Source organism: Duganella violaceipulchra (assembly GCF_019166075.1).
Lineage (GTDB): Bacteria > Pseudomonadota > Gammaproteobacteria > Burkholderiales > Burkholderiaceae_D > Rugamonas > Rugamonas violaceipulchra.
This window is the reverse complement of record NZ_JAHTGR010000018.1, coordinates 33,558-58,028: the sequence shown is the minus strand read 5'-3', so window position 1 is coordinate 58,028 and position 24,471 is coordinate 33,558. Positions and strand designations below refer to the sequence as shown.

Below are 24,471 nucleotides of genomic sequence, written 5' to 3'. Positions count from 1 at the left end.
GGATACCCCTGCCGCCTCCCACTGCGGCCATCACGGATTGACATACCGCGCATTCCCGCACAAACTTGCATGATGCACAATATCCGAACGAGCTCCGCTTTCCATCTCAAACGCTGGCTGGCGAGCGCGCTGTTATGCGCTGGCCTGGGACTGTCCGCCGTCTGCGCCGCCGAACAGCTGGTGATCGACTACGTGGTTTCCAACAGCCCGCAGCGCAACGCATGGCTGGGCATCATCAACCAGTTCGCCGCCGCCAATCCGGACATCCAGGTCGAACACCACGGCTACCCGCAGGAGCAATACAAACGGGACTTCAGCGCGCGCCTGACCACCGGCCGCGCCGACCTGGCCTTCTGGTACGCGGGCGAACGCCTGCGCGACGCCGCCAAGAACAAGCTGCTGTCCCCTCTCGATGGCGAGCTGCTCACGCAGTTGAAGAAAAAGAAGTTCGCGCCCGCCGCCATCGAAGGCACGCGCATCGACGGCGAGGTCTATGGCTTTCCGCTGTACTACTACGCCTGGGGATTCTTGTACCGCAAGTCGCTGTTCGAACGCCTGGACTTGCGGCCGCCGGCCAGCTGGAGCGAGTTCCTGCAAACCTGCGAACGCCTGCAGGCGGCGGGCGTGACGCCGCTGGCGGTGGGCGCCAAAAGCGGCTGGCCGGCGGTCGCCTGGTTCGACTACCTGAACCTGCGCATCAACGGCATCGACTTCCACCGCAAGCTGTTGCGCGGCGACGCCAGCTTCGGCGACGCCCGGGTGCGCCAGGTGTTCGACACCTGGAGCGACTTGCTGCGCAAGGGCTACTTCCTGGAGGCGACAATGGAGCAGGAACCGGACCGGGTGCCGCCGTATCTGTACCGCGATCATGTCGGCATGGTGTTGACGGCCAGCTTTGTCGCCGCCAAGTTTCCGGCGGCGGTGGCGGCCGACATGGGCTTCTTCGCCTTCCCGAACTACACGCCCAACCTGCCCGCGTATGAGGAAGCGCCGCTCGATGTGCTGGTGCTGCCGGCCAGGGGCCTGAACACCCACGCCCGCAATCGCTTCCTGGCCTTCCTCGCGGACGGCGGCGCGCTGCGCCAGATCGCCGAGGCCGACCAGACCTTTTCGGTCCAGGCCGACCCGGCCACGCCGCCCAACCTGCTGGGCGAGGCCACCAGCGCGATCCTGGCCGGCGCGGCCGGGCTCACCTACTTCTTCGACCGCGACGCCAGGGCGGACCTGGTCGCGCCCGTGTATGAAGGACTGCGCCAGTTCCTCAAGCCGCCCCATGACACCGGGCTGCTGGTGCGCAGCATCGAGAGCGCGCGCCAGAAAACCCGCATGCCCGGCTACCGTCAGTAGGCGGGCATGGCGCGCACGGCCTGGCGCTTACTGCGCGCGGTCGTAGGAAAACTGGATGCCGGCGGTGCCGCCGGTGGAGACGAACAGGTCGATGAAGGCTGGCACGGTGTCGGTGCGCTGCCAGTCGCGCTGCAGTTCGCAGAACAGCTGCACCGTGCTGATCAGCTTGCCGCCGGCCTGCTCGATGCGGCGCAAGGCCATCTCGTGCGCGGCCAGCGAGGTGCCGCCGACGGCGTCGGCCACCACGTACACCTCGTAGCCGGCCGCCAGCGCGTCGAGCGCCGGGAAGGTCAGGCAGGCTTCGGTCCACAGCGCGGTCATGATCAGTTTCTTGCGGCCGGTCGCTTGCACCGCCTGGCGGAACTCGACGTCTTCCCACGAATTGATGGTGGTGCGGTCGATGGTCGGGTAGCCGTCCAGCACCTTGCGCAGCTGCGGGATGGGCGGCCGGTTCAGGCCGGTCTGGACGTTGACGGTCGAATGGATGATCGGCAAGCCGTAGGCGACGGCGGCCTTGGCGGCGCCGACGATGTTGTTGATCAGCAGCTGGCGGTCCATCGAGGCTATCGAGTTCACCTGCACAGGCTGGTAGTCGATGACGACCAGGGCGCTGTTCTGTGGCGTGAGCAGATGGTCGGTGGCGGGATCACGGATGGTTTCGCTGGTCATGGGAACTCCTGGTCTCTAAAAGTTAAGAACACGTATGATAGTTCCGCAACAAACCTCGCAAAAGTGCCATAAAATGCCCTCAGTGTTCTTAATTTGAAACGATGATGGATTTAAACGACATTTTTTACTTCGTGAAGGTGGTCGAGCACGGCGGTTTTACCCAGGCCGGCCGCGCGCTGAACATGCCGAAGTCCAAGCTCAGCCGCCGCATCGCCGCGCTGGAGGCGGCCCACAACGTGCGCCTGTTGCAGCGGACCACGCGCCACTTCTCGGTCACCGCCATGGGCCAGGAATTTTACGAGCGTTGCCAGGGCGTGCTGGTCGAGGCGGAGGCGGCGCGCGAAGTCATGCAGCGGGTCCACGCCGAACCGCAGGGCGTGATCCGCATGAGCTGCCCCACCGCCCTGCTCGACTATCGGATCGGCGACCTGGTGGCGCGCTTCATGGCCGCGTATCCCAGGGTGCAGGTCCACCTGGACGCCACCAACCGCCGCGTCGACGTGCTGGGCGAGGGACTGGACCTGGCCTTGCGGGTGCGCTTTCCGCCGCTGGAAAACGTCGATCTGGCCATGCGCGTGCTGTCCGGCAGTCCGCAGCGCCTGGTGGCCAGCCCCGGCTTGCTGGCCGCCCACGCCACGCCGGCCGATCCGGCCGGGCTGGCCGACCTGCCCAGCCTGGATTGGGGGCCGGTGCGCGAACACGCCTGGCAGTTGCTCGGCCCCGGCGGCGCGCAAGCGCAGGTCCGGCACCGCCCGCGCTACGTCACCGACGACATGACGGCCCTGCGGCAGGCGGCGCTGCGCGGCACCGGCATCGTGCAACTGCCCGAGATGGTGGTCGAGGCCGACCTGCGGCAAGGCCTGCTGGTCGACATGCTGCCGGGCTGGGCGCCCAAGGGCGGCATCATCCACGCGGTGTTTCCGTCGCGCCGCGGCCTGCTGCCCGGCATACGGCTGCTGATCGACTTTCTGGCCGAGCACATCCGCAAGGAGTGAAACGCAACACCGGCGCCGCGGCGATTGTCATGCAATTGCAATCGGACTACACTGATACGTCCCATCCCGAGTCCCCCGCTGCGCCCACGCGCGGACGCATCCATCGCTTCTTCTTTGAGGAAATCGCAATGAAAAAGGTCATCAGTGTGCTGGCGAGCGGTCTGTTGTTGCTGTCCCTGGGCGGCGGCGCCCTGGCCGAAGAGAACCGCGGCAGCGCCGAGCAGGCGGTCGCGCTGGTCAAGAAGGCGGCGGCCTATTTCCGCGCCAACGGCAAGGACAAGGCCTTCGCCGCCTACGACGATCCCAAGGGCGAATTCGTCGACCGCGACCTGTACATCTTCGTCTACAGCCAGAAGGGCGAGATCCTGGCCCACGGCGCCAACAAGCGCATGATAGGCAAGAACCTGATCGACATTAAGGACGAGGATGGCAAGAAGTTCGTCAAGGAACAGATCGACCTGGCCATGGGCAAAGGCAGCGGCTGGGTCGATCTCAAGTGGATCAATCCGGTGACCAAGGCCATACAGCCCAAGGCCTCGTATGTGGAAAAGGTCGATGACGTGATCATCGGCTCCGGCATCTACAAATAAGCGCCGGCCAGAACATGCGCCGTCGTCCGGCAACGCGCTGCGCCCTGTGGCTGGCGCTGGCCTGCGCCCTCGCGGCGCCGTCCGCGCCGGCGCTGACGGTCGGCGTGATCGACTCGGCGCCGCTGGCCTACCGCGACGCGCACGGGGCCGCCGCCGGCCTGCATGTCGACATCCTGACGGAACTGGCGGCGCGCACCGGCATCCCGATCGACATCCATATCGAACCCAAGGCCAGGTTGCTGGCCGAGCTCAAGGTGGGCAAGCTGGACGGCGCCATCTTCTTCGCCTCGCCCCAGGTCGAGCTGGTCGCGCTGGACGCCGGCGTCACCGACGAGGCCAGGCTGGTGGCCTTGGGCCGTCGTGGCACCCATCTGGAAAGTTACGACGACCTGCTGCGGGCCGGGACCATCCTGCACATGGCCGACACCACGCTGGGCGCCACGCTGGATGCGGACCGGCGCATCCGCAAGCACCAGGTCAACACCTACGAGCAGATGGCCAGGATGTTCGTGCAGCAGCGCGCCGACGTCATCGCCGGAAATATGATGGTGTTGCTATACCAGTTGAGGAAAACCGGCGGCGAGCAGCTGGTCGAGCCGTCGGCCATCCTGTTCCGCAAGGTCGACAACCACTTGTTCATCTCGAAGAAATCGCCGCATCAGGACCAGACCGCCCTGCTGGCCCAAGCCTTGCAGGAGATGGCCAGGAGCGGCGCCATCGACAAGTTCATCGGACGCTACCAAGGGGCTGAGCCGGGGCGCTTGGTGCTGGTCCCGTTGGCAGCGGCGGCGCCGACTGCGCCCGCCGCAGCATCAGCTCCAGCTCGGACGCCGGCACCGGCCGCGAAAAATAATAACCCTGCATGACGTCGCAGTTGGCCTGGCGCAGGAACTCGACCTGCTGCGCGTTCTCCACGCCCTCCGCCACCACCGACAGCCCCAGGCTGTGGGCCAGCGCGATGATGGCGATGGCGATCGCCGCGCCGTCGCCCGGCACGTCGCTGACGAAGCTGCGGTCGATCTTGAGCTGGTCGATCGGGAAGCGCTTCAGGTAGGCCATCGATGAATAGCCGGTGCCGAAATCGTCGATCGACAAATGGATGCCGGCGGCCTGGATGCGCTGCATCAGCGCCAGGTTGGCTTCGACGTTTTCCATCATCGCGCTCTCGGTCAGCTCCAGCTCCAGCAGGTGCGCCGGCAGCCCGGTCTCCGCCAGCAGCGCCTCGATCTCGTCCATCAGGTCCTGGTCGCGGGTCTGGTGGGCCGACAGGTTGACCGCCACGTGGGCGATGCCCTCCAGCAGTCCCTCGCGCAGCCATTGCGCGGCCTGGCGGCAGGCGGTCTGCAGCACCCAGCGTCCCAGCGGCACGATCACGCCGCTGTCCTCGGCCACCGGGATGAATTCCGCCGGGCTGACCGGCCCCAGTTCCGGACAGGTCCAGCGCGCCAACACCTCGAAGCCGATCATGCGGCCGCTGCGCGTGTCGATCTGCGGCTGGTAGTGCAGCATCAGTTCATCGTTGTCGAGCGCGCGCCGCAGCCTGGCCTCCATCGTCAGCCGCTTGTGGGCGCGCAGCGTCATCTCCTGGTGGAACACCTGGCTGGTGTTCTTGCCCAGGTGCTTGGCGTGGTACATCGCCATGTCGGCGCCGCGCATCAGCGTCTCGGCGTTGTCGCCATGCGCCGGATAGGTGGCCACGCCGATGCTGGCGCTGACGTACAGCTGCTGGCCCTCGACCGGGAACGGCGCCGCCAGCGCGCCGAGGATCTTGTCGGCCACCCCGGCCGTGACGCGCGCCGCGTCCGTGGCCTCGACGATGACGACGAATTCGTCGCCGCCGATGCGGCAGATGATGTCCTGCGCGCCCAGCGTCGCCAGCAGGCGCCGCGCCACCAGCTGCAGCAGCAGGTCGCCGCAGGTGTGGCCCAGGGTGTCGTTGACCACCTTGAAGTTGTCCAGGTCGAGCAGCAGCAGGCCGACCGCGCTGGCCTGGCGGTCGGCCCGGCCCAGGCAGGCGTCGAGGTTCTCGTTGAAGGCGTTGCGGTTCGGCAGCGCCGTCACCGGATCGACCAGGGCCAGGTAGTTCAGGCGCCGCTCGGCCGCGCGCACGGTGGCGCGCATGCGCGCCACCAGCAGCCAGGCCAGCGCCATCGAGGCCAGCGCCACCGCCAGCGTGTAGGCCGCAAACGCGGCCAGGCGGCGGTACAGCGGCGCCAGGGTGGCGCGCAAGACCACGCTGCCGATCACGGCGCCGTTGGCGGCGACCGGCTCCAGCACTTCGAGCGCGCCGGCGGAAAACACCTGGCGCCCGTCCCGCAAGGCCTGGTCGACGGTGGGCGGCGCGCCGCCGGCGCGCCGATAGCTGGCCAGCGGCACGCTGCGCGGATCGAGGATGGCGGCGCTTTCCACCACCGGCGACAGCGCCAGTCCGGCCAGCGTCTCGGCGGCGGCGCGCTGGTCCTGGAACATCAGCGCGGCGCTGCTGTTGCTGCCGACGATGCGCGCCTGCACCTGCACATCGTCGAGCAGCGCATCGCGCAGCACAAAATACTGAAACACCACCAGCAGCAAGGCGGCCACGCCGAGCGCGGCGCCGGCCACCAGCAGCATGCTGCGCGCGACGGTGCTGCCGAGCGCTCCCGTGGCTGCGCCCTGGTCGGACGCCTGCGGCGGCGCGCGCATCATTGCACGCTCCTGGCCAGGCGCAGCAGCTTGGAGCTGAGCACCATGCGGGCGCCGCGCAAGGCGCCGAGGTCGGCGTCGAACACCACCCGCTTGTCGTCCATGAACAGCGCCAGCATCGCGCCGGCGCGGGCGATCTGGCGGTCGTCGGCCACGGTGAGCACGCTGGCGCCGGCCGCGGCCAGGTCCTGCCGCAGTTGCGGCCAGGCGTCGCGGTCCTGGCGGTCCAGCACCAGCAGGTGACAGTTGCGCGGCGCCGCGCCGGCGGCCAGCACGCGCACCTCCAGCCGGTGGCCGTTGACGCTCTTGTCGCGCAGCTCCTGCAGCGCCGCCAGCAGCGCGTTGCCGCTGTAGGTGCACAGCACCAGCGGACTGGCCTGCGGCAGCGCCTCGGCCGGCCATTCGGCGAACACCGCGAAGTTGAACACGAAGGCCGCCTTGAGCTGGTACTCCGGCACCGCGCTTTCCGCGCGCGCGGCGGCGCTCCAGCCGCCCAGCAACAGGGCCAGCGGCAAGCTGGAGAACCACACGGCTATGGCGCGCACCATCGGCATCTCAATAATCCAGCATCAGTTTCAGTTGCAGCCGCCGGCCGTCCTGCAGGATCGCGTCCTGCAAGTGCTCCACCGAGGCGGGATCGGCATAGCGGCGGTTGAACAGGTTGTAGGCGGTCAGCGCCAGGTCGGCGTGGCGCGTCAAGCGATGCGAGTACAGGTTCAGGTTGGCCAGCAGCGCGGCGCCGGTGCTGCCGCCCTGGATCATGGCGCGCCGGCCCACGTACTGGGCCTCGGCGCCGGCGCGCCAGGCGCCGTGCAGCGGCATGGTCAGGTTCAGCTTGACCAGCTGGCTGGGCGTGTTGACGTTGCCGCCCTCGCCGTCGCCGCCGTCCTGGCGCGTGCGCTGCCAGCTGTAACTGGCCTTCAGGCGCGCCGCGTTGCTCCAGTTTTGCTCGTATTCGAATTCCACCCCGCGCGCCACCGCGCGGCCGGCATTGACAAAGATCGGCAAGCGGCCCTGGTCGACCTGCGTGATCAGCGCCGACACCACGTTGCGGAAAGCGGAGACCGTCACGCGCCGGTTGCCGGCCAGCTGGCGCACCAGCGCCAGCTCGGCGCTGACGATGCGCTCGCGGCCCAGCGCGGGATTGGCCAGCTGGCCGCCGTCGCCGGGCGCGCTGTAATACAGCTCATAGTTGTTGGGCGCGCGGTAGGCGTTGCCGTACATGGCCTTGAGCGTGGTCGCCGCGCTCCACTGGTGCACCAGCGCCAGGCGCGGGCTGAACACGCCGCCGGTGGCGACCTGGCGGTCGTAGCGCAGGCCGGCGTTCAGCAGCAGCGCCGGCGTCAGCGCCAGCTGGTCCTGCAGGTACAGGCCGTAGCGGTTGCCGTCGTGGTTTTCGTTCAGGTACAGCGCATACGGATCGACGTCGAAGTTGAGCATGCGCTGGCGATAGTCGTCCTCGTAGGACAGGCCGGCCAGCAGCTTGTGGTCGCCGACATTGGCCAGCAAGGTCAGCTCCGCGCCGCACCAGCGGCTGGCGAAGACGTCGCGATTGAGGACGCCGTTGGCGTCGTCGCCCACGTAGTAGCCCAGCGAGCCATACTCGGCCCAGTAGGCGCGCGCATTGAGCTCGATCTGCGGCGACAACATGGTGCGGTAAGCCAGGTCGGCGTAGTTCTGCGTGTCGACCGTGCGCGAACGCGGATCGTTGAAGCGCTGGCTGTACGAGGCGGTCGGCACGCCCTTGTCTCGCTCCGCGTGGATCAGGGTGGCGGTCCAGGCGCCGTGGATGGCCTTGGCGAACAGGCGGTGGCCGCTTTCATAATCGAGGCCGCGCGCCACGCCGTCGCTGACGCCGTCCCGCGCGTAGGCGGCATAGAACTGGTCGCGGCCGTCGGTCTTGTGGCGGCTGGCCGACAGCAGCCAGTCGGTGCCAAAACTGTCGGTCCAGGCCTGGCTGGCGTGGCCGCGGCGGGCGCCGTCCTGGCCGCCGGCCAAGGTCAGCGCGCTGCCGTCGATGTCGCGCGGGCGGCGCGTGATGACGTTGATCACGCCGAAAAAGGCGTTGGCCCCATACACCGACGAACCGGGACCGGGCACGTATTCGATGCGCTCGACCAGCTCCAGGTCGAGCGGGAATTCCCCGCCCATCGGCCCCGAATCGAACACCGCGTCGTTGATGCGGTTGCCGTCGATCTGCAGCAGGAAGCGGGTGTTGTAGTCGCCAGGCCGCAGGAAGCCGCGCGCGCCGACGTAGCTGTAGTTGCGGTCGTAGCTGGCGTAGACCCCGCGCACGCTGCGCAGCACCTCGGCCAGGCTGCGCCAGCCATAGGCGCGGATATCGGCGGTGGTGATCACGGTGACGCTGGACGGCGCCTCGCTGGCGCGCTGGACGAACTTCGACGCGCTGTACACCTCCAGCGACATCAGTTGCTCCAACGGCAAGGCCGTCAAGTCTTGCGCGGCGTCGCCGGCCGCTGCGGCGCCTGCGTGCAACGCGAGCACACCGCACAGCACGGGGAGGCATAGCGGCGCCGTTCTCCGTTGATTCATCATCGCCATCTGCCTCTCACACCCGAATAATTGCTCCAATAAAACATGTTGGCAGGTTGAGGCGCGCTTGTACAGTCGGTGCTGCCGATGACAGCCATGCGCTGGTGTTTCCGCAACAACGCGGACGCGCCCGCGCCCACTTCCCGCCATTTCGTGTCAGACGAGGCCGGCTTGACATTTATCAAGCCGTTTGGCGATCTCGTCAGATATTGTTTGCGCAATATTTAATTATAAGCAACTAGGGACATGCAAGTGAGTTCGACACCTCGACATCACTCTTGAACCACGCCAGTAACGCCCTGAACAGGGGCGGCACGCTGCACCTCGCGCCACACCAGCACGCACGGGGACATTTGGGTTAGTGGCTCGGGATTCACCACAAGGGAATTCTGAATGACCAATTATTCTGACATTTGCATCATCGGCGCAGGCATAGGAGGTTTGACTTGCGCCACCCGTTTGATACGCGCCGCCATCAGCAAGCACCTGCGCATACGGGTGTTCGACCTGAATGCCGCCGTGGGCGGCCGCATCCAGTCGCGCAAGATCGACGGGGAGGAAATCGCCGAACTCGGCGCCGCCCGCTACTCGCCGCAGCTGCATCCGAACTTCCAGCAGTTGATGCAGGGCAGCGAACTGCCGCACGCGGTCTATCCCTTCACCGAGGCGGTATTCCACGAGCGGGTGCAGGAGCAGCTGAAGGCTACCCTGCTAAGCCTGAGCAAGATGGTGAAGGAACATCCGCACGACTCGTTCCTGCAGTTCGTCAGCCACTACCTTGGCGCCGCCGAAGCCACCCGCATCATCATGGCCACCGGCTATGACGCCCTGCTGCTGCCCATCGTCTCCCCGGCCATGGCCTACGACATCATCAAAAAACACCCGGAGACGCAAAGCATCACCGAGAACGCCGCCAACGAATGGCTGTACGCGACCGACGGCTACGGCCAACTGCTGAGCCAGCTGCAGGGCGAGGCGCAGGCCGGCGGCGTGCAGTTCGAGCTGGGCCACCGCCTGCTGTCGGTGGAAAAATCCGGTGCCGAGCACGTGCTCGCCTTCAACCACATGGGCGAACGCCGGGTGCACCGGGCGCGCCATCTGGTCATGGCCGTGCCGCCCACCGCCATGGCGCGCCTGAACCTGGACCTGCGCTCCGGCTGGAGTGCGTTCCAGTACGATTCCCTGCCCTTGTTCAAAGGCTTCCTGACCTTCGACCAGGCCTGGTGGCAAGCGCTGGGACTGACCGACAAGGTGTTGATGGCCGAGAACCCGCTGCGGAAAATCTACTTCAAGGGCGACAAATACCTGCTGTTCTACACCGACAGCCACAGCGCGACCTATTGGCGGGACTGCCTGACGCAAGGCGAGGACGTCTACCTGGAACACGTCCGCCGCCACCTGGAGGAAGTGCTGCCGCTCAACGGCCAGCCACTGCCGCCGATCAAGGGGCATTTTTACAAGCATTGGCCGCACGGCGTCGAGTTCTGCATGGACACCGACGCCGACCATCCGGCCGCCCTGCTGCACCAGGACGGCATCATCGCCTGCTCGGACGCCTACACCTCGCACTGCGGATGGATGGAAGGCAGCCTGATCAGCGCGCGCCACGCCAGCCAGCTGCTGCTCGACCGGCTGAGCCAACAGGGCGGCGCCGCGAACGACGCCAAGGCGTTCGACACCTCGACCGCCGAGGGTGTATGAGTCTGCTTGATTTTCCACGCTTGCACTTCCGAGGTTACGCCCGCGCCAATGTGCCGACCGCCAATCGCAACACGCACGGCCACATCGACATCGCCACCAACACGGTCTCGATGGCGGGAGCCCCCTTCGACCTGGACCGCCCTCCGTCCGACTTCCACCAGCACCTGAAGCAGCTCGCGCCGCGCTTCGATGCCGCCGGCAAGCCGGACCCGGAAGGCGTGTTCAGCCAGGCCAGCGGCTACAACGCCTGCGGCAACAACCACTTTTCGTGGGAAAACGCCAGGATCACCGGCGTCCAGCTGCGCCATGGCGAGGTCGACACCGAGGACGCGCTGGTCGGCGCCAAGCTGGCCTTGTGGGGCCACTACAACGACTACCTGCGCACCACCTTCAACCGCGCCAGGTGGGTCGACAACCACCCCGCCCAGCCGGACACCACCTTGATCTACGCCGGCCAGTTCACGCTGAGCGGCAAGCTGGCCACGGCCAACACGCCGGCCCTGTTCAGCGCCGACATCGCGCAGGCGCACTCGGTGCGCTGGCTGGGCAGCGGCCATATCACCGAGCGCAGCGGACATTTCCTGGACGAGGAGTTCGGCCGCTCCAGGCTGTTCCAATTCTCGGTGGCGAAGCAGGACCCGCATTTCCTCTTCAATCCCGACACGCCGCTGCCGGCCAGCATGCGCGCGCTGCAACAGGCGCTGGCCGGCGACGATGTGTTGGGCCTGACGATCCAGTACGCGCTGTTCAATATGTCGACACCGCAGAAGCCGGACTCGCCGGTGTTCTACGACCTGGCCGGCAGCATCGGCCTGTGGCGGCGCGACGAGCTGGCCACCTATCCATCCGGCCGCCTGCTGCTGCCGCGCCAGGGCAGCCTGGGGCCGGTGCTGGTCCAGCTGGATGGCGAGCGGGTCTCGCTGAACATGCCGACCGCGATTCCGTTCACCACCCGCGCGGCCGGCCCCGTGTCCGAGCAGCATCCGACGCACGCCCTGGGCGGCAAGGCGGCGCTGGGCGACCTGCTGCTGCATGGCGCCGACGGCGTGCTGCTGGCGCGCATCCCCGAGCAGTTGTACCTGGACCACTGGCGCCACCACGGCGTGGTCGACGTGCCGCTGCCGCATGGCGCCGTGGCCACCGGCCCGCTCAGCCTGGGCAACGCGCAGGCGCAGTGGGACGAGGCCGAGTGGGTGCACCAGTCCGACAGCAACCAGCTGTATCTGGAAGCCCCCAACCGCCAACAACGGCAGGACTACCCGCAGACGATCACGCTGCAAAGCCGCTACCGGGGCGAATTGAAGGAGCATCCGGCGCTGGCCGTGCAGGCCGGGCACGGCGAACTGCTGGCATTCGACCTGCAAGCCTCGGCACTCGGCGCTGGCTACACCGAGCTGACCGTCACCGGCCGCGCATCCGGCGCCACCCGCATCGTGCTGGGCGAAGGACGGCACGCCCAGCACCTCGGCGCCCGCGTGCTGCCCGACGACTGGCATCTGGACCAGGTGCCGGCCGAACAGGTCGACTACGCCTTCCTCTACCGCCACGTGATGGCTTATTACGAGCTGGTCTATCCCTTCATGGCGGACAAGGTGTTCAGCCTGGCGGACCATTGCAAGTGCGACACCTATGCGCGCCTGATGTGGCAGATGTGCGATCCGCAGAACCGCGACAAGAGCTACTACATGCCGAGCACGCGCGAGCTGTCGTTGCCGAAAGCGCGGCTGTTCCTGAAATACCTGACCCAGGTCGAAGCCGCCGCCAGGACCGCCGCGCCGCCGGAACCGGCGCCGCATGTCATCCGCAGCAAGGAAGCGCTGATCGACGAGCTGAAAAAGGCGGTCGACCTGGAACTGTCGCTGATGATGCAGTACCTGTATGCCGCCTACAGCATCCCCAACTACGAGCAGGGCCTGAAGCTGGTCGAGGCCGGCCGCTGGCGGGCGGACGAGCTGGAGCTGGCCTGCGGCGACGCCGACCGGCGCCGCAACAGCGGTGCGCGCGGCGCGCTGCTGGAGATCGCCCACGAAGAGATGATCCACTACCTGTTGATCAACAACGTGCTGATGGCGCTGGGCGAGCCCTTCCACGCGGGCGTTCCGCTGCTGGGCCAGCAGGCGCGGGAGCGCTTCGGCCTGGACACGGAGTTTGCGTTCGAACCATTCTCCGAGCACGTGCTGGCCAGGTTCGTGCGCTTCGAGTGGCCGGACTACCTGCCCACGCCGGGCAAATCGATCGCCAGCTTCTACCTCGCCATCCGCCAGGCCCTGGCCGAGCTGCCCGAACTGTTCGACGCCGACGGCGGCAAGCGCGGCGGCGAGCACCACCTGTTCCTCAAGGAGCTGACCAACCGCGCCTATCCCGGCTACCAGCTGGAGGTTGGCGACCGCGCCAGCGCGCTGTTCGCGATCGACTTCGTCACCGAGCAGGGCGAAGGCGTGGCGGTCGATTCGCCGCATTTCGACGTCTCGCATTTCCACCGATTGCGCGCGCTGGGCGGCCGTTTCTCGTCGCGCGACAAACCGTTCGAGCCGGCCCTGCCCTCGCTGAAAAACCCGGTGCTGGCGGCGCGCGCCGACTGCACCGTGGTGACCGATCCGCAGGCCCGCTCGCTGATGCAGCTGTACCAGGGCTGCTACGAGCTGACCTTCGGCCTGATGGGCCACCATTTTGCGCAACAGCCGCTGGGCAGCCTGCGCCGTTCGCGCCTGATGAACGCGGCCATCGACATCATGACCGGCCTGTTGCGGCCCGTGTCGGCCGCGCTGATGAACATGCCGTCCGGCCTGCCCGGCCGCAACGCCGGGCCGCCGGTGCCGGAGCCGCCGCGCGCCGCCGTCAGCGCCGACTACAGCCTGGGTTGCGAACAGCTGGCGCAGAAATGCCAGGCGCTGGCGCAGTACGCGCGCAGCCTGGAGGCCGGCGTGGTCGCCTCGGCGCAGATCGACATGTTGGCGTTTTTTAATCAGCAATTAACCGATTTATCTCGGGGAAAGATGTCTAGAGAGGCTTGAAATGAACAAGATCATCATCGTCGGCGGCGGCCTGGCCGGCAGCCTGACCGCCATCTACATGGCGCAACGGGGCCACGACGTCCACATCATCGAAAAGCGCGCCGATCCGCTGGGGCCCAACGCGGCCAGCGCCGATCCGATCGGCTCGCGCGCGATCGGCGTCAGCATGACCGTGCGCGGCATCAAGGCGGTGCTGGGGGCCGGCATCAGCAAGCAGGAGCTGGACCAGTGCGGCGAGCCCATCGTCGGCATGGCGTTCTCCGTGCGCGGCGACTACAAGGTGCGCGAGCTGACCCCGCTCGAAGGCCTGTTCCCGCTGTCGCTGGACCGCACCGCCTTCCAGCGGCTACTGAACCGGCACGCCGTCAAGCACGAGGTCAACTACTACTTCGAGCACAAATGCCTGGATGTCGACCTCGACCGGAAGACCGTGCTGATCCAGGGCAGCGATGGCGCCATGCAGACGCTGCAAGGCGACCTGATCATCGGCGCCGACGGCGCCCACTCGGCGGTGCGGCGCGCCATGCAAAGCGGCGTGCGGCGCTTCGATTTCAAGCAGACCTTCTTCCGCCACGGCTACAAGACGCTGGTGCTGCCGGACGCCGCCGGACTGGGCTTCCGCAAGGACTTGCTGTACTTCTTCGGCATGGATTCCAAGGGCCTGTTCGCCGGCCGCGCCGCCACCATCCCGGACGGCAGCATCAGCTTCGCCATCTGCCTGCCCTACACCGGCACGCCCAGCCTGGCCACGCTCAACCGGGAAGCGCTGGCGGAGTTCTTCAGCCGCTACTTCGGCAGCCTGCCGCCGGCCAGCCGCCAGGAATTGCTGGAGCAGTTCATCGCCCTGCCCAGCAACGACCTGATCAACGTCCGCTCCAACACCTTCCACTACAAGGGCAATGTGCTGCTGATCGGCGACGCCGCGCACGCCACCGCGCCCTTCCTCGGCCAGGGCATGAACATGGCGCTGGAGGATGTGTATGTCTTCGCAACCCTGCTGGAGCGCCAGCCCGACGCCCTGCCCCAGGTGCTGGCCGAGTTCACCCGCCAGCGCAAGGTGCAGGCCGACGCCATGCAGGACATGGCGATCGCCAACTACGAGGCGCTGAGCAACCCGAATCTGATTTTCTTCCTGCAGACCCGGTACACCCGCTACATGCACAAGAAATTCCCCCGTGTTTATCCGCCCGACATGGCGGAGAAACTGTACTTCACATCGGTTCCCTACGATGAGTTGCAGCAAATCCAGAAGAAGCAAAACGTTTGGTACAAACTTGGAAGGGTAAATTAATGAAGATACTCGTAATCGGCGCAGGCCCCGCAGGACTGATCTTTGCCAGTCAGATGAAGCAAGCCCGACCGGGCTGGGACATCAGCATCGCGGAAAAGAACACCCAGGAAGAAGTGCTGGGCTGGGGCGTGGTGCTGCCGGGACGGCCGCCGCGCCATCCGGCCAATCCGCTGTCCTACCTGGAGCAGCCGGAGCTGCTCAACCCGCAGTACCTGGAAGAGTTCAAGCTGGTGCACCGCGACCAGCCCAACCTGATGAGCACCGGCATCACGCTGTGCGGCGTCGGCCGCCAGGCGCTGGTGCAGGCGCTGCGCGCCAAGTGCGTGGCGGCCGGCATCGCCATCAACTACGAAACGCCGCTTGCCAGCAAGGAACAGCTGGAAGCCGAGTACGACCTGGTGGTGCTGTCCAACGGCGTCAACCACAAGTCGCTGGAGTTGCCGCAGGCGCTGGCGGCGCAGGTCGACTTCGGCCGCAACAAATACATCTGGTACGGCACCACCCAACTGTTCGACCAGATGAACCTGGTATTCCGCAGCAACGAGCAAGGCATCTTCATCGGCCACGCCTACAAATACTCGGACACGATGAGCACCTTCATTGTCGAGTGCAGCGAGCACAGCTTCGCCCGCGCCGGGCTGGAGCACCGCAGCGACAGCGAAGTGGCAGCCTACCTCGCCAAGACCTTCGCGGCCGAACTGGGCGATCACGGCCTGGTCAGCCAGCCTGGCCAGGGCTGGCGCAACTTCATGACGCTCAGCCGTGAACAGGCCTGCGACGGCAAGTTCGTGATGATCGGCGATGCGCTGCAGTCCGGCCACTTCTCGATCGGCCACGGCACCACGATGGCGGTGACGGTCGCGCTGCTGCTGGCGAAAACCCTGAGCGCCGAGGCCGACACCGCCGCCGCCCTGGCCAGCTTCAACGCCCGCGCCGTGCCGCTGGTGCGGCTGTTCAAGGACCACGCCGACAGCAGCCGCCGCTGGTTTGAAACCGTCAGCGACCGCATCGGCCTGAGCAACGCCGAACTGACCATCAGCTTCGACGCCCGCCGCAAGGACTTGCCGCCGTTGCAGGACGCGCTGATGGCCACGCTCGGCTACGCGCTGGGTCGATAAGGAGCCGCCATGCCGACCTACGCCACCCCGCCGCTGCTGCCGCCGCAATGGAGCAGCGCCTACATCTCCTACTGGTCGCCGATGCGGGAAGAGGACGAAGTCACCTCCGGCTATTGCTGGTTCGACTACGAGCGCAACATCTGCCGCATCGACGGCCTGTTCAATCCCTGGTCGGAACGGGAAACCGGCCACCGGCTGTGGATGTCGGAGATCGGCGACGCCGGACGCGAGCGCAGCCGCAAGCAAAAGGTGGCGTATGCCAGGCAAGGCGTGCAACTGCAGGAAACGGCGCTGCCCGACGAGGTGGCGCCGTTCCGCGAACTATTCCTGCCGCAGGCCATCCTGCGCGACGGCGCGGCGCTGCACGACGGCCGCCATGCCGTGCTGGGCCGGCAGGCCGACGCCTGGGTGATCGAACGCCCCGGCAAGGCGCGTTCGATCTTCTACCTGCAAGCCGGCGGCAACCACCTGCTGCGCATGGTCACCGGCAACGACCCGCAGCATCTGTCGGTGCGCGATTTTCCAAACTTCTCCGCCGCCGCTATTGCGGCCGACATTTTCACGCCCGACTAGGCCTTATTTTCAAAGGAAACCTGTATGCCCTTGCTTGTCTACATACTCGGCTTGACGATCTTCTCGCTGACCACCTCCGAATTCATGGTCGCGGGCATGATGCCGTCGCTGGCGCTGGCCCTGGGCGAACCGGTGACGCGGATCGGCTACCTGATCTCGCTGTACGCCATCGGCATGGTGGTCGGCGGGCCGCTGATCACCGTCGGCATGCTCAAGCTGCGCATCACCAAGAAGGAAGGCTTGCTTGGGCTGCTGAGCCTGTATGTGATCGCCCAATCCATCGCCGCCTCGGCCACCAGTTATGACGTCATGGCGATCGCGCGGCTGGCCACCGGCGTCGCAGCGTCGGCCTGCTTCGGCGTCTCGCTGGCGATCTGTGCCGACGTGGTCGACGTGCGCGCGCGCGGGCGCGCCGCCGCCATCGTGATCGGCGGCCTGATGCTCGCGTCCGTGGTGGGCGTGCCGATGGCCACGCTGATCGACCAGCATCTGGGCTGGCGCGCCAGCTTCTGGCTGGTGGTGGTGCTGACGGTGCTGTGCATGGTGCTGGTCACGCTGCTGGTGCCGCGCTCCAAGCCATCGCAGGCGGTCAGCCTGGACAGCGAACTGAAGGAGTTCCGCAATCCCCATCTGTGGACGGCCTTCGCCAGCAGCGGCCTCATCATCGGTGCGATCTTCGCCGCCTTCAGCTACTTCGCGCCCATCCTGATCGAGGTCAGCGGCTTCCCGCCCTCCTCGATACCCTGGCTGCTGGGCGTGTACGGCGTCGCCAACGTGGTGGGCAATGGCGTGGTCGGGCGCTTTGCCGACCAGTACACGATCCCGCTCATGGTCGGGGGCATGCTGATCCTGGGCGTCAGCCTGGCGCTGTTCGCCGTCTTCGCACAGGACCAGACGATCAGCGTCGCCTTGCTGGTGGTGACCGGCCTGGTCGGCATGTCGATGAATCCCGCCATCATCGCGCGGGTGATGCGCACCGCGCATCCGGGGCCGTTGGTCAACACCATCCACACCTCGGTCATCAACATCGGCCTGGGGGCCGGGTCGTGGATCGGCGGGCTGGGGATCGCCGCCGGCTACGGCCTGCGCTCGCCGTTGTGGGTGGGCGTCGCGCTGGCGGTGCTGGCACTCATCAGCCTGCTGCCCTATCTCGGGCAAAGAACTACAGCGCGGGCGCGACTTCCTTCAGCATCGCCACTGCGCTGACCAGCCGGGCATTCAGTTCCTCATGCTTGAGCACGCCTCGCTCCAGATCGAAGTTGTCATTGAAAGCGGGAATGGCGAGGCTGGCCTTGACCTGCCCGCCAAAGAATGGCGCGGAGCCGGTGGCGGCGGCCAGCACGGAGGCGCCGCCACGGGCGCCGGGCGAGGTCGCCAGCAAGACCATCGGCTTGTTCTGGAACACCTTGGGTTCTATCCGCGAGCACCAATCGAACAGGTTCTTAAAGGCGGCGCTGTACGAGGCGTTGTGTTCGGCAAACGAGATGATCATGGCGTCGCAGGCGGCGATTTTTTGCAAGAAGGCCTTGGCCAGTTCCGGATGGCCGGAGGCCGCTTCCCGGTCGATGCTGAACAGCGGCATTTCGTAATCGTTTAAATCCAGCAGCTCGACCTCGGCGCCGTCCAGCAGGCCGGCGGCGTAGGTCGCCAGTTTCTTGTTGATCGATTTGCGGCTGTTGCTTGCTGCGAATGCTAATACTTTCATATTTCTCCTGATGGATACGATGTCGAACTAACACTTATTGTATAGTACATGTTTTATTTTTAACAAATTTCCGAAAGGCAAACGACATGAAAACAGCATCTCTCGTCCTGGGCGCCGCACTGGCGTTCGCCGGCAGCGCGCACGCAGCCAACTACACGCTCGACTTTGACGCCCCCAAGATCTGCACCGCCAACGGCAGCGGCTACGGCGCGCATCAGGATTGCTCCAACGGCAATGGCAGCATCGGGCAGGATTACGGCGACGTGGCCGGCGTGGTCGATGTTCATTACGCCGCGCCCTATACCGGCGCCGGCACGCTCAATTGGTGGAGCACCGGCTACAGCACCCTGCATGGCGTGCTGTGGGGTGGCAAGAACGACGCCCATTCGGCCGCCCGCATCGATCTGCTGCCGCAGCAGGCCGGCCAGGTGGTGAGCCTGTCGCGCTTCGACCTCGGCACCTACGGCAGCGCGCACACCACCTCGGTGACGGTGTCGGCGATCGGCGGCCCGGTGTTGTTCAGCTTTGACGGCATTATTCCGACCGGCAACTCGGCCACCACCCTGATGCCGAACGTCTCCTCGGCCAGCGGCCTGAGCATTCTGTGGCATGACAGCGCCTACAACGTCGGCATCGACAATATCAAGTTCTCGGTGAGCGCCGTGCCAGAGCCATCGTCGTATGCGATGCTGGCGGGCGGTTTGCTGTTGCTCGGCGCGATCGCGCGCCGCCGCCGCGCCTAGGCAATACGAAAAAAGCAGCGCTTCGAAGCCGAGCCTTACCCAAACGATATAGCTGAGTGCAAAAGTCGTATTGGCGTTTTCCGGTCCAAATCGCCTAAGATTTTCACTTGGCAGATTTAAAAAAAGGGTACGGCCGCAACCAGGCCGTCCATCCGGAGACAAACTTCACATTTCGAGCGTTGCATGAGCACTTTTTCCACCCTGGACGTCACCGTCTTTCTCGTTTATTTCATCCTGGTCGCCGGCTACGGCATCTGGGTTTTCCGACGCAAGCAAGGCGGCTCCGGCAAAGCCTCGCATGACTACTTCCTGGCCGAGGGTTCGCTGACCTGGTGGGCCATCGGCGCCTCGCTGATCGCCTCCAACATCTCGGCCGAGCAGTTCATCGGCATGAGCGGCTCCGGCTTCCGCATCGGCATGGCGATCGCCGTGTATGAGCTGATGGCCGCCGCCACGCTGGTGATCGTGGCCGTGTTCTTCATGCCGGTCTATTTGAAGAACCGCATCTACACCATGCCGCAATTCCTCGAACAGCGCTACGGCAAGGCGGTCGCCACGACGATGGCGCTGTTCTGGCTGGGCCTGTACGTGGTGGTCAACCTGACCTCCATCCTCTACCTGGGCGCGCTGGCCATCAGCAGTCTGTCCGGCATCGCCTTGCTGCCGTGCATGCTGTTCCTGGCCGTATTCGCGGCCGTCATCACGCTGGGCGGCATGAAGGTGATCGGCTACACCGACGTGGTGCAAGTGACCTGCCTGGTGGTCGGCGGCCTGGTCACGACCTGGCTGGCGCTCGACATGGTGGCCGCGCTGGCGCACAAGCAAGGCGCGCTGTCCGGCCTGTCCGAACTGTACGCCCATACCCGCGACCACTTCGACATGGTGCTCACGCGCGACAATCCCAACTACATGGACCTGCCCGGCCTATCGGTGCTGCTGGGCGGCATGTGGATCGTCAACCTGAACTATTGGGGCTGCAACCAGTACATCACCCAGCGCGCCCTCGGCGCCGACCTGCCGACCGCGCGCAAGGGCCTGCTGTTCGCGGCCTTCTTGAAGCTGCTGATGCCGGTGATCGTGGTGCTGCCCGGTATCGCCGCGTATGCGCTCGACAAGTCCGGCGCGCTGGGCGATGCGATGAAGGTTGGCGGCGAAATCAATCCCGACCGCGCCTACCCTATCCTGCTCAATCTTCTGCCATCGGGCTTGAAGGGTATTGCCTTCGCCGCGCTGACGGCGGCGGTGGTGGCCTCGCTGGCCGGCAAGGCCAACAGCATCGCCACCATCTTCACGCTCGACATCTACAACAAGGCCTTCAACAAGCAGGCCAGCGAACAGCGCATGGTGTGGATCGGCCGTGTCAGCGTGGTGGTGGCGATGGCGCTGGCCGTGCTGATTGCGCCGATGCTGGGCATCGACAAGAAAGGCGGCTTCCAGTACATCCAGGAATACACCGGCTTCGTCTCGCCCGGCATCCTGGCCATGTTCCTGCTGGGCTTCTTCTGGAAAAGGACTACGGCCGGCGCGGCCATGTTCGCCACCTTGGGCGGCCTGGTTGGTTCGATCGTGCTGAAATTCCTGCCGTCGATGATGGATCTGTCCTTCCTGGTGCCGATCGGCTTTGCCAAGGTCACCGCCGGCGGCCTGGCCGAGATCCCCTTCCTCGACCGCATGTTCATCGTGTTCTGGGTGGTGGTGGCCGGCATGGTCGTGATCAGCAAGATGGCCGGCGTCAAGCGCGACAACTTGTCGAAGCCGATGCACATCGATACTTCGCTGTTCCGCGTCGACGGCGCTTTTGCGCTGGGTTCGGCCGTGATCGCCGTCGCGCTGACGACGATCTACAGCCTTTGGTGGTAACGACGCGCCCGATATCCGGAGATACACAAGCAAAAGCCGCGGGCGGGGCGTGAAGCGTAGCCGCAGTAAATTTGGACGCGGCGACGTCGCTCGCCCGGTTGCGCGCATACCAATGTAGCATTCACAATACGCTATGAGATCCAGAGGGAGTTCAGTGTCGCTCTCAGGCTCAACAGCCCGGCCCTCGTCTCCCTCCGTAGAATCGATTTTGCATCCAAAATTTTGCTCGACATGACAACCTGCCTGTTAGGGGCTATCATCGGACTATGGTTACGAACAACGCTCGGATCAAGATTTCGGAAAATGGGGAAAGCGGTGGCCAAAAAGATCGGCAGTTCTGTCGTAGGTGAGAAGAGTACCAAGAAGACGATAGCTAATGTGGCTGAAAAGGTCGTGTTGTCAGTTCATAAGGCGCCCGCGTCAAAGCCTCCAACAGGCAAGACTTACAAAGTGACGCTCGCGCGCGCTAAGGGGCGAGGCCAGACAGTTGTCATATCGGCACCCGGCAAGGTCCTCGAGGCGAATACCACCTTGAAGCCAGGGAAGATCGTGAAGTTGAACCTTTCGCGAAGCAACGTAGTGGGCAAACATCCCGAGATCCACCACCTTCCGGCACCCAAGACCAAGTTGAAGCTCGACGACGAAACGCGAAAGTCGCTCTTAGCCTCGATGGTGCTGATCTGATGGCCCTCTCAGTGAATAAACCGGCTGACTACGATACCCGAGTCTTCCTTAATTGCCCGTTCGACGCCAAGTTCAAGCCTCTTTTCGACGCAATCGTCTTTACGATTCACGATCTTGGCTTTCAGGCTCGGACTCGCTCCATGACATGAGCCGCGTGCAGTTGGGGAAGAACAGGCTACCTCGCTTTAACATGCCATTCGAGGCCGGAATCGCCTATGCAATGCATACGTTGAATCCATATCAATGGGACCACCACATTGGCATCCTGGATGGGGTTCAGTACCAACACAACGCAAGCATCAGCGACCTTGCGGGGTTGGACACCAAGGTTCATGAGAACGATCCCGTCAAAGCAATTGGCTGTGTTCGGGATTTTCTCCGCAAGAAGTCTGCACGTACGCTGCCGGGGGCTAAGCATGTGACCGACCGTTATCTCGCATTTCAGGGCACCTTAGCTGTGGCCGCCAAGAAAAACAAAGTCAAGCTGAGCGAACTTAAATCCTGGAATTACGCAAACGACCTTCAGGACCTGATGGCTAGTTGGATACTCCAGAACCCATCGTAGAGTCGAACTCAACTCTAACTCATCTGACAGCTCATCTCAGGCCAAGTCAGCGCTAGTACAAAATAAGAAGAGCAGACGCTGCATTTGCAGCGCCCGCTCTTTTTTATCGTCCAGCGTTTTACCGGGTTAGCTTGCCCGTCACATCGTAGACGGCGGCCTCCAGATGCACCACGGTGCTGATGGACTGCTCGTCGGCAGCGCTGGACGCCAGGGTGAGCTTGTAATCGCCCTTGGCGACCTTCCAGGTTTTCGATGCCGAGTCATAGACCGCCAGCAAGCGCGGATCGACGGTAACAGACGACTGAACGCCCGCCCCCGGTTGCAGCTCGACCTTCTGGAAGCCGGCCAGACGCTTGGGCGCTTCCCAGCGCACCTTCAACGGCGACACGTAGAGCTGGGCCACCTGCTTGCCCGCCACCTTGCCGGCATTCTTCACCGTGAACGAGGCCCGCAGCACGCCGCCCTTGACGCTGGCGGCCAGGTCCGAGAAAGCAAACTCGGTGTAGGACAAGCCGTGGCCGAACGGGAACAAGGGCTTGAGGCCCTTCAGGTCGAACCACTTGTAGCCAACCGCCGCGCCTTCGCTGTAGTCGACATCGAAGCGCCGGTCCGCCACTTCGGGGTAACCGTCCAGCACCGGGCGCGGCAATTGCGATTCCGACGCCGGGAAGGTGGCCGGCAAATGTCCCGACGGATTGACCTCGCCAAACAGCACGCCGGCAATCGCCTCGCCGCCATCGCTGCCGGGATACCAGGCCTCCAGCACGGCCGACACCTTCGGCAGCCACGGCATCGTCACCGGACCGCCGGTTTCCAGCACCACGACCGTGTTGGCGTTGGCCGCCACCACCGTTGAGATCAGCTCGTCCTGCTGGTCGGGCAGCGACAGGTTCGGCATGTCGAAGCCCTCGCCCGTCCACTGTGTGGCGAACACCAGCACCACGTCGCTGTCGCGCGCCAGCTTGGCCGCTGCAGCGCGGTCGCTGCCGTCGTTGTACACCACCGTGGCCGACGGCATGCGGGCCTGGATGGCTTTCAGCGGCGACGACGGATAGACCATGACCGGACCGGGCCAGGTCTTGGGCGCCAGTTCCGGCGCCGCATTGCCGCCGGCCGGGTACACCAGCGACGAACCGCCACCGGCCAGCACGCCGCGGTCGGCATAGCCGCCGATCACCGCGATGCGTTTGGCGGATGGCTTCAACGGCAAGGCGCCGGCGCTATTCTTCAGCAGCACCATGCCCTCCTGCGCATCCTTGCGCGACACGGCCGCGTGCGCCTTGAAGTCGATGGTCTGCGGCGCCGGCGCCACCGGGTGGTCCACCACGCCGTGCGCGAACATCGCATACAGGATGCGGCGCACCATGTCGTCCAGGCGCGCCTGCGGCACCCAGCCGTTCAACACGGCCTCCTTCAGCGGCGGGCCGAAATAGTCGGCCTGGTCGAACGGCATGCCCGATTGCTGGTCCAGCCCGGCATTGGCGGCCGGCACCGTGCTGTGCACCGCGCCCCAGTCCGACATCACCCAACCCTTGAAGCCCCAATCCTTCTTCAGCACCTCGTTCAGCAGATAGCTGTTCTCGCACGAATAGGCGCCGTTGACACGGTTGTAGGAACACATGACCGAACCCGGATTGCCGTCCTCGTTCGCGATCTGCAAGGCCAGCAGATCCGACATGCGCGCCGAGCGGTCGTCGATCCTGACGTTGAGCGTGGTGCGGCCGGTTTCCTGGTCGTTCAGGGCGAAGTGCTTGAGCGTGGACACCACGCGGTTCGACTGGATGCCCTTGATTTGCGCGCCGACGATCTTGCCGGCCAACAGGGGGTCCTCGCCCGCATATTCGAAGTTGCGGCCGTTGCGCGGCTCGCGCATCAGGTTGACGCCGCCGGCCAGCAGCACGTTGAAGCCGTAGGCGCGTGCCTCCGCGCCGATCATGGCGCCGCCCGCATAGGCGGTCTGCAGATCCCAGGTGGCCGCCGTATTCAAGCCGGACGGCAGCGCCGTGCCCGGCCGCGCGTCCGGGCCGGCCTGGCTGGCCACGCCCACGCCGGCGTCGGTTTCCCACAGATGGGGGATGCCCAGGCGCGGCACGCCGTAGATGAAGCCGGCCGATTGCTTGTGCGACGGCGCCGGCCGGGTGCTCTTTTTCGATTCCATGTCAGCGCCGAAGTAGCCGTAGACCAGCTTGAGCTTCTCGTCGAAGGTCATCGCCGCGACCGCCAGGCGGGCCCGTTCCTCCGCGCCCAGCTGCGCGTTCATCCACGGCGTGGCCGCAGGCGCTGCAGTCTCGCCGGTTTGCGCGCCGACGCTACCGCAGCAGAGCGCCACGGCGGCCGATATCAGGCTGATTTTTCTCCGCAATTTCATTTGTCTCCGTCAC

Annotated in this window: 19 protein-coding genes and 1 pseudogene; 14 read left to right on the top strand and 6 right to left on the bottom strand. The window is 65.4% G+C overall.

Annotation, left to right across the window (positions count from 1 at the left end; translation table 11 throughout):
- Nucleotides 1-69: 69 nt before the first annotated feature.
- A complete protein-coding gene (locus KVP70_RS26830; protein ID WP_217945467.1) occupies nt 70-1,347 on the top strand; it encodes an ABC transporter substrate-binding protein in 1,278 nt (425 codons plus the stop codon).
- 27 nt (nt 1,348-1,374) lie between these two features.
- Here the strand turns inward: KVP70_RS26830 and KVP70_RS26825 are convergent, their stop codons facing one another.
- On the bottom strand, nt 1,375-2,016 hold the full coding sequence (locus KVP70_RS26825; protein ID WP_217945466.1) for a hydrolase: 642 nt from the start codon (nt 2,014-2,016) through the stop codon (nt 1,375-1,377).
- Nucleotides 2,017-2,117: 101 nt separating this feature from the next.
- Here KVP70_RS26825 and KVP70_RS26820 point away from each other — a divergent pair, with 101 nt between their 5' ends.
- The 3 genes and pseudogenes from KVP70_RS26820 to KVP70_RS35690 all read left to right on the top strand — a co-directional run.
- Entirely contained in the window at nt 2,118-3,011 is an 894-nt protein-coding gene (locus tag KVP70_RS26820; protein WP_217945465.1) for a LysR substrate-binding domain-containing protein, read from the top strand.
- A gap of 128 nt (nt 3,012-3,139) precedes the next feature.
- Nucleotides 3,140-3,601 (top strand): cache domain-containing protein, encoded by a 462-nt coding sequence (locus KVP70_RS26815; RefSeq protein ID WP_217945464.1) that lies wholly within the window; start codon nt 3,140-3,142, stop codon nt 3,599-3,601.
- A gap of 14 nt (nt 3,602-3,615) precedes the next feature.
- A pseudogene (locus tag KVP70_RS35690) lies at nt 3,616-3,867 on the top strand (transporter substrate-binding domain-containing protein); the annotation flags it as partial.
- 460 nt (nt 3,868-4,327) lie between these two features.
- On the opposite strand, the gene KVP70_RS26810 reads toward KVP70_RS35690, so the two are convergent.
- From KVP70_RS26810 to KVP70_RS26800, 3 genes are read right to left on the bottom strand one after another with little or no spacing between them, the layout of a single operon-like run.
- A complete protein-coding gene (locus KVP70_RS26810; RefSeq protein WP_217945463.1) occupies nt 4,328-6,286 on the bottom strand; it encodes a putative bifunctional diguanylate cyclase/phosphodiesterase in 1,959 nt (652 codons plus the stop codon).
- Nucleotides 6,283-6,837 carry a YfiR family protein gene (locus tag KVP70_RS26805; protein WP_217945462.1) on the bottom strand — a complete coding sequence of 185 codons (555 nt, stop codon included), beginning with the start codon at nt 6,835-6,837 and terminating at the stop codon, nt 6,283-6,285. Before KVP70_RS26805 ends, KVP70_RS26810 begins: the two co-directional genes overlap by 4 nt.
- A 1-nt stretch (nt 6,838) precedes the next feature.
- Complete coding sequence (locus KVP70_RS26800; protein ID WP_229225117.1) at nt 6,839-8,845, bottom strand: TonB-dependent receptor plug domain-containing protein; 2,007 nt, start codon at nt 8,843-8,845, stop codon at nt 6,839-6,841.
- Nucleotides 8,846-9,229: 384 nt separating this feature from the next.
- Here KVP70_RS26800 and vioA point away from each other — a divergent pair, with 384 nt between their 5' ends.
- The 6 genes from vioA to KVP70_RS26770 are packed head-to-tail and all read left to right on the top strand — an operon-like array spanning nt 9,230 to nt 17,739.
- A complete protein-coding gene (vioA, locus tag KVP70_RS26795; protein WP_217945461.1) occupies nt 9,230-10,537 on the top strand; it encodes a flavin-dependent violacein biosynthesis tryptophan-2 monooxygenase VioA in 1,308 nt (435 codons plus the stop codon).
- Complete coding sequence (gene vioB / locus KVP70_RS26790; protein ID WP_217945460.1) at nt 10,534-13,551, top strand: iminophenyl-pyruvate dimer synthase VioB; 3,018 nt, start codon at nt 10,534-10,536, stop codon at nt 13,549-13,551. The genes vioA and vioB overlap by 4 nt, the downstream gene beginning before the upstream one ends.
- A 1-nt stretch (nt 13,552) precedes the next feature.
- Nucleotides 13,553-14,842 (top strand): NADP-dependent violacein biosynthesis oxygenase VioC, encoded by a 1,290-nt coding sequence (vioC, locus tag KVP70_RS26785; RefSeq protein ID WP_217945459.1) that lies wholly within the window; start codon nt 13,553-13,555, stop codon nt 14,840-14,842.
- Nucleotides 14,842-15,960: a flavin-dependent violacein biosynthesis monooxygenase VioD gene (gene vioD / locus KVP70_RS26780; RefSeq protein WP_229225116.1), complete on the top strand. Its 1,119-nt coding sequence runs from the start codon at nt 14,842-14,844 to the stop codon at nt 15,958-15,960. Before vioC ends, vioD begins: the two co-directional genes overlap by 1 nt.
- A 9-nt stretch (nt 15,961-15,969) precedes the next feature.
- A complete protein-coding gene (vioE, locus tag KVP70_RS26775) occupies nt 15,970-16,533 on the top strand; it encodes a violacein biosynthesis enzyme VioE (protein WP_217945458.1) in 564 nt (187 codons plus the stop codon).
- A gap of 24 nt (nt 16,534-16,557) precedes the next feature.
- Complete coding sequence (locus tag KVP70_RS26770; protein ID WP_217945457.1) at nt 16,558-17,739, top strand: MFS transporter; 1,182 nt, start codon at nt 16,558-16,560, stop codon at nt 17,737-17,739.
- Here KVP70_RS26770 and KVP70_RS26765 read toward each other — a convergent pair.
- Nucleotides 17,696-18,238: an NADPH-dependent FMN reductase gene (locus KVP70_RS26765; RefSeq protein WP_217945456.1), complete on the bottom strand. Its 543-nt coding sequence runs from the start codon at nt 18,236-18,238 to the stop codon at nt 17,696-17,698. The two genes, KVP70_RS26770 and KVP70_RS26765, sit on opposite strands and share 44 nt — an antisense overlap.
- 86 nt (nt 18,239-18,324) lie before the next feature.
- Here KVP70_RS26765 and KVP70_RS26760 point away from each other — a divergent pair, with 86 nt between their 5' ends.
- From KVP70_RS26760 to KVP70_RS26745, 4 genes are all read left to right on the top strand, one after another.
- A complete protein-coding gene (locus tag KVP70_RS26760) occupies nt 18,325-18,981 on the top strand; it encodes a PEP-CTERM sorting domain-containing protein (protein ID WP_217945455.1) in 657 nt (218 codons plus the stop codon).
- Between the two features lie 183 nt (nt 18,982-19,164).
- On the top strand, nt 19,165-20,841 hold the full coding sequence (locus tag KVP70_RS26755) for a sodium:solute symporter family transporter (RefSeq protein ID WP_217945454.1): 1,677 nt from the start codon (nt 19,165-19,167) through the stop codon (nt 20,839-20,841).
- Nucleotides 20,842-21,156: 315 nt separating this feature from the next.
- Entirely contained in the window at nt 21,157-21,525 is a 369-nt protein-coding gene (locus KVP70_RS26750) for a hypothetical protein (protein WP_217945453.1), read from the top strand.
- Between the two features lie 145 nt (nt 21,526-21,670).
- Nucleotides 21,671-22,090, top strand: a complete 420-nt coding sequence (locus tag KVP70_RS26745) for a hypothetical protein (RefSeq protein WP_217945452.1) — start codon at nt 21,671-21,673, stop codon at nt 22,088-22,090.
- 118 nt (nt 22,091-22,208) lie between these two features.
- On the opposite strand, the gene KVP70_RS26740 is transcribed toward KVP70_RS26745, so the two are convergent.
- The gene (locus KVP70_RS26740) at nt 22,209-24,458 is read right to left on the bottom strand and encodes a glycoside hydrolase family 3 C-terminal domain-containing protein (RefSeq protein ID WP_217945451.1); all 2,250 of its coding nucleotides are present in this window, start codon (nt 24,456-24,458) and stop codon (nt 22,209-22,211) included.
- Nucleotides 24,459-24,471: the final 13 nt, after the last annotated feature.

Coding starts and splice junctions, on each gene's coding strand:
- KVP70_RS26830 (WP_217945467.1), top strand. CDS start 70: ATGATGCACAATATCCGAACGAGCTCCGCTTTCCATCTCAAACGCTGG.
- KVP70_RS26825 (WP_217945466.1), bottom strand. CDS start 2,016: ATGACCAGCGAAACCATCCGTGATCCCGCCACCGACCATCTGCTCACG.
- KVP70_RS26820 (WP_217945465.1), top strand. CDS start 2,118: ATGATGGATTTAAACGACATTTTTTACTTCGTGAAGGTGGTCGAGCAC.
- KVP70_RS26815 (WP_217945464.1), top strand. CDS start 3,140: ATGAAAAAGGTCATCAGTGTGCTGGCGAGCGGTCTGTTGTTGCTGTCC.
- KVP70_RS26810 (WP_217945463.1), bottom strand. CDS start 6,286: ATGATGCGCGCGCCGCCGCAGGCGTCCGACCAGGGCGCAGCCACGGGA.
- KVP70_RS26805 (WP_217945462.1), bottom strand. CDS start 6,837: ATGCCGATGGTGCGCGCCATAGCCGTGTGGTTCTCCAGCTTGCCGCTG.
- KVP70_RS26800 (WP_229225117.1), bottom strand. CDS start 8,845: ATGGCGATGATGAATCAACGGAGAACGGCGCCGCTATGCCTCCCCGTG.
- vioA (WP_217945461.1), top strand. CDS start 9,230: ATGACCAATTATTCTGACATTTGCATCATCGGCGCAGGCATAGGAGGT.
- vioB (WP_217945460.1), top strand. CDS start 10,534: ATGAGTCTGCTTGATTTTCCACGCTTGCACTTCCGAGGTTACGCCCGC.
- vioC (WP_217945459.1), top strand. CDS start 13,553: ATGAACAAGATCATCATCGTCGGCGGCGGCCTGGCCGGCAGCCTGACC.
- vioD (WP_229225116.1), top strand. CDS start 14,842: ATGAAGATACTCGTAATCGGCGCAGGCCCCGCAGGACTGATCTTTGCC.
- vioE (WP_217945458.1), top strand. CDS start 15,970: ATGCCGACCTACGCCACCCCGCCGCTGCTGCCGCCGCAATGGAGCAGC.
- KVP70_RS26770 (WP_217945457.1), top strand. CDS start 16,558: ATGCCCTTGCTTGTCTACATACTCGGCTTGACGATCTTCTCGCTGACC.
- KVP70_RS26765 (WP_217945456.1), bottom strand. CDS start 18,238: ATGAAAGTATTAGCATTCGCAGCAAGCAACAGCCGCAAATCGATCAAC.
- KVP70_RS26760 (WP_217945455.1), top strand. CDS start 18,325: ATGAAAACAGCATCTCTCGTCCTGGGCGCCGCACTGGCGTTCGCCGGC.
- KVP70_RS26755 (WP_217945454.1), top strand. CDS start 19,165: ATGAGCACTTTTTCCACCCTGGACGTCACCGTCTTTCTCGTTTATTTC.
- KVP70_RS26745 (WP_217945452.1), top strand. CDS start 21,671: ATGAGCCGCGTGCAGTTGGGGAAGAACAGGCTACCTCGCTTTAACATG.
- KVP70_RS26740 (WP_217945451.1), bottom strand. CDS start 24,458: ATGAAATTGCGGAGAAAAATCAGCCTGATATCGGCCGCCGTGGCGCTC.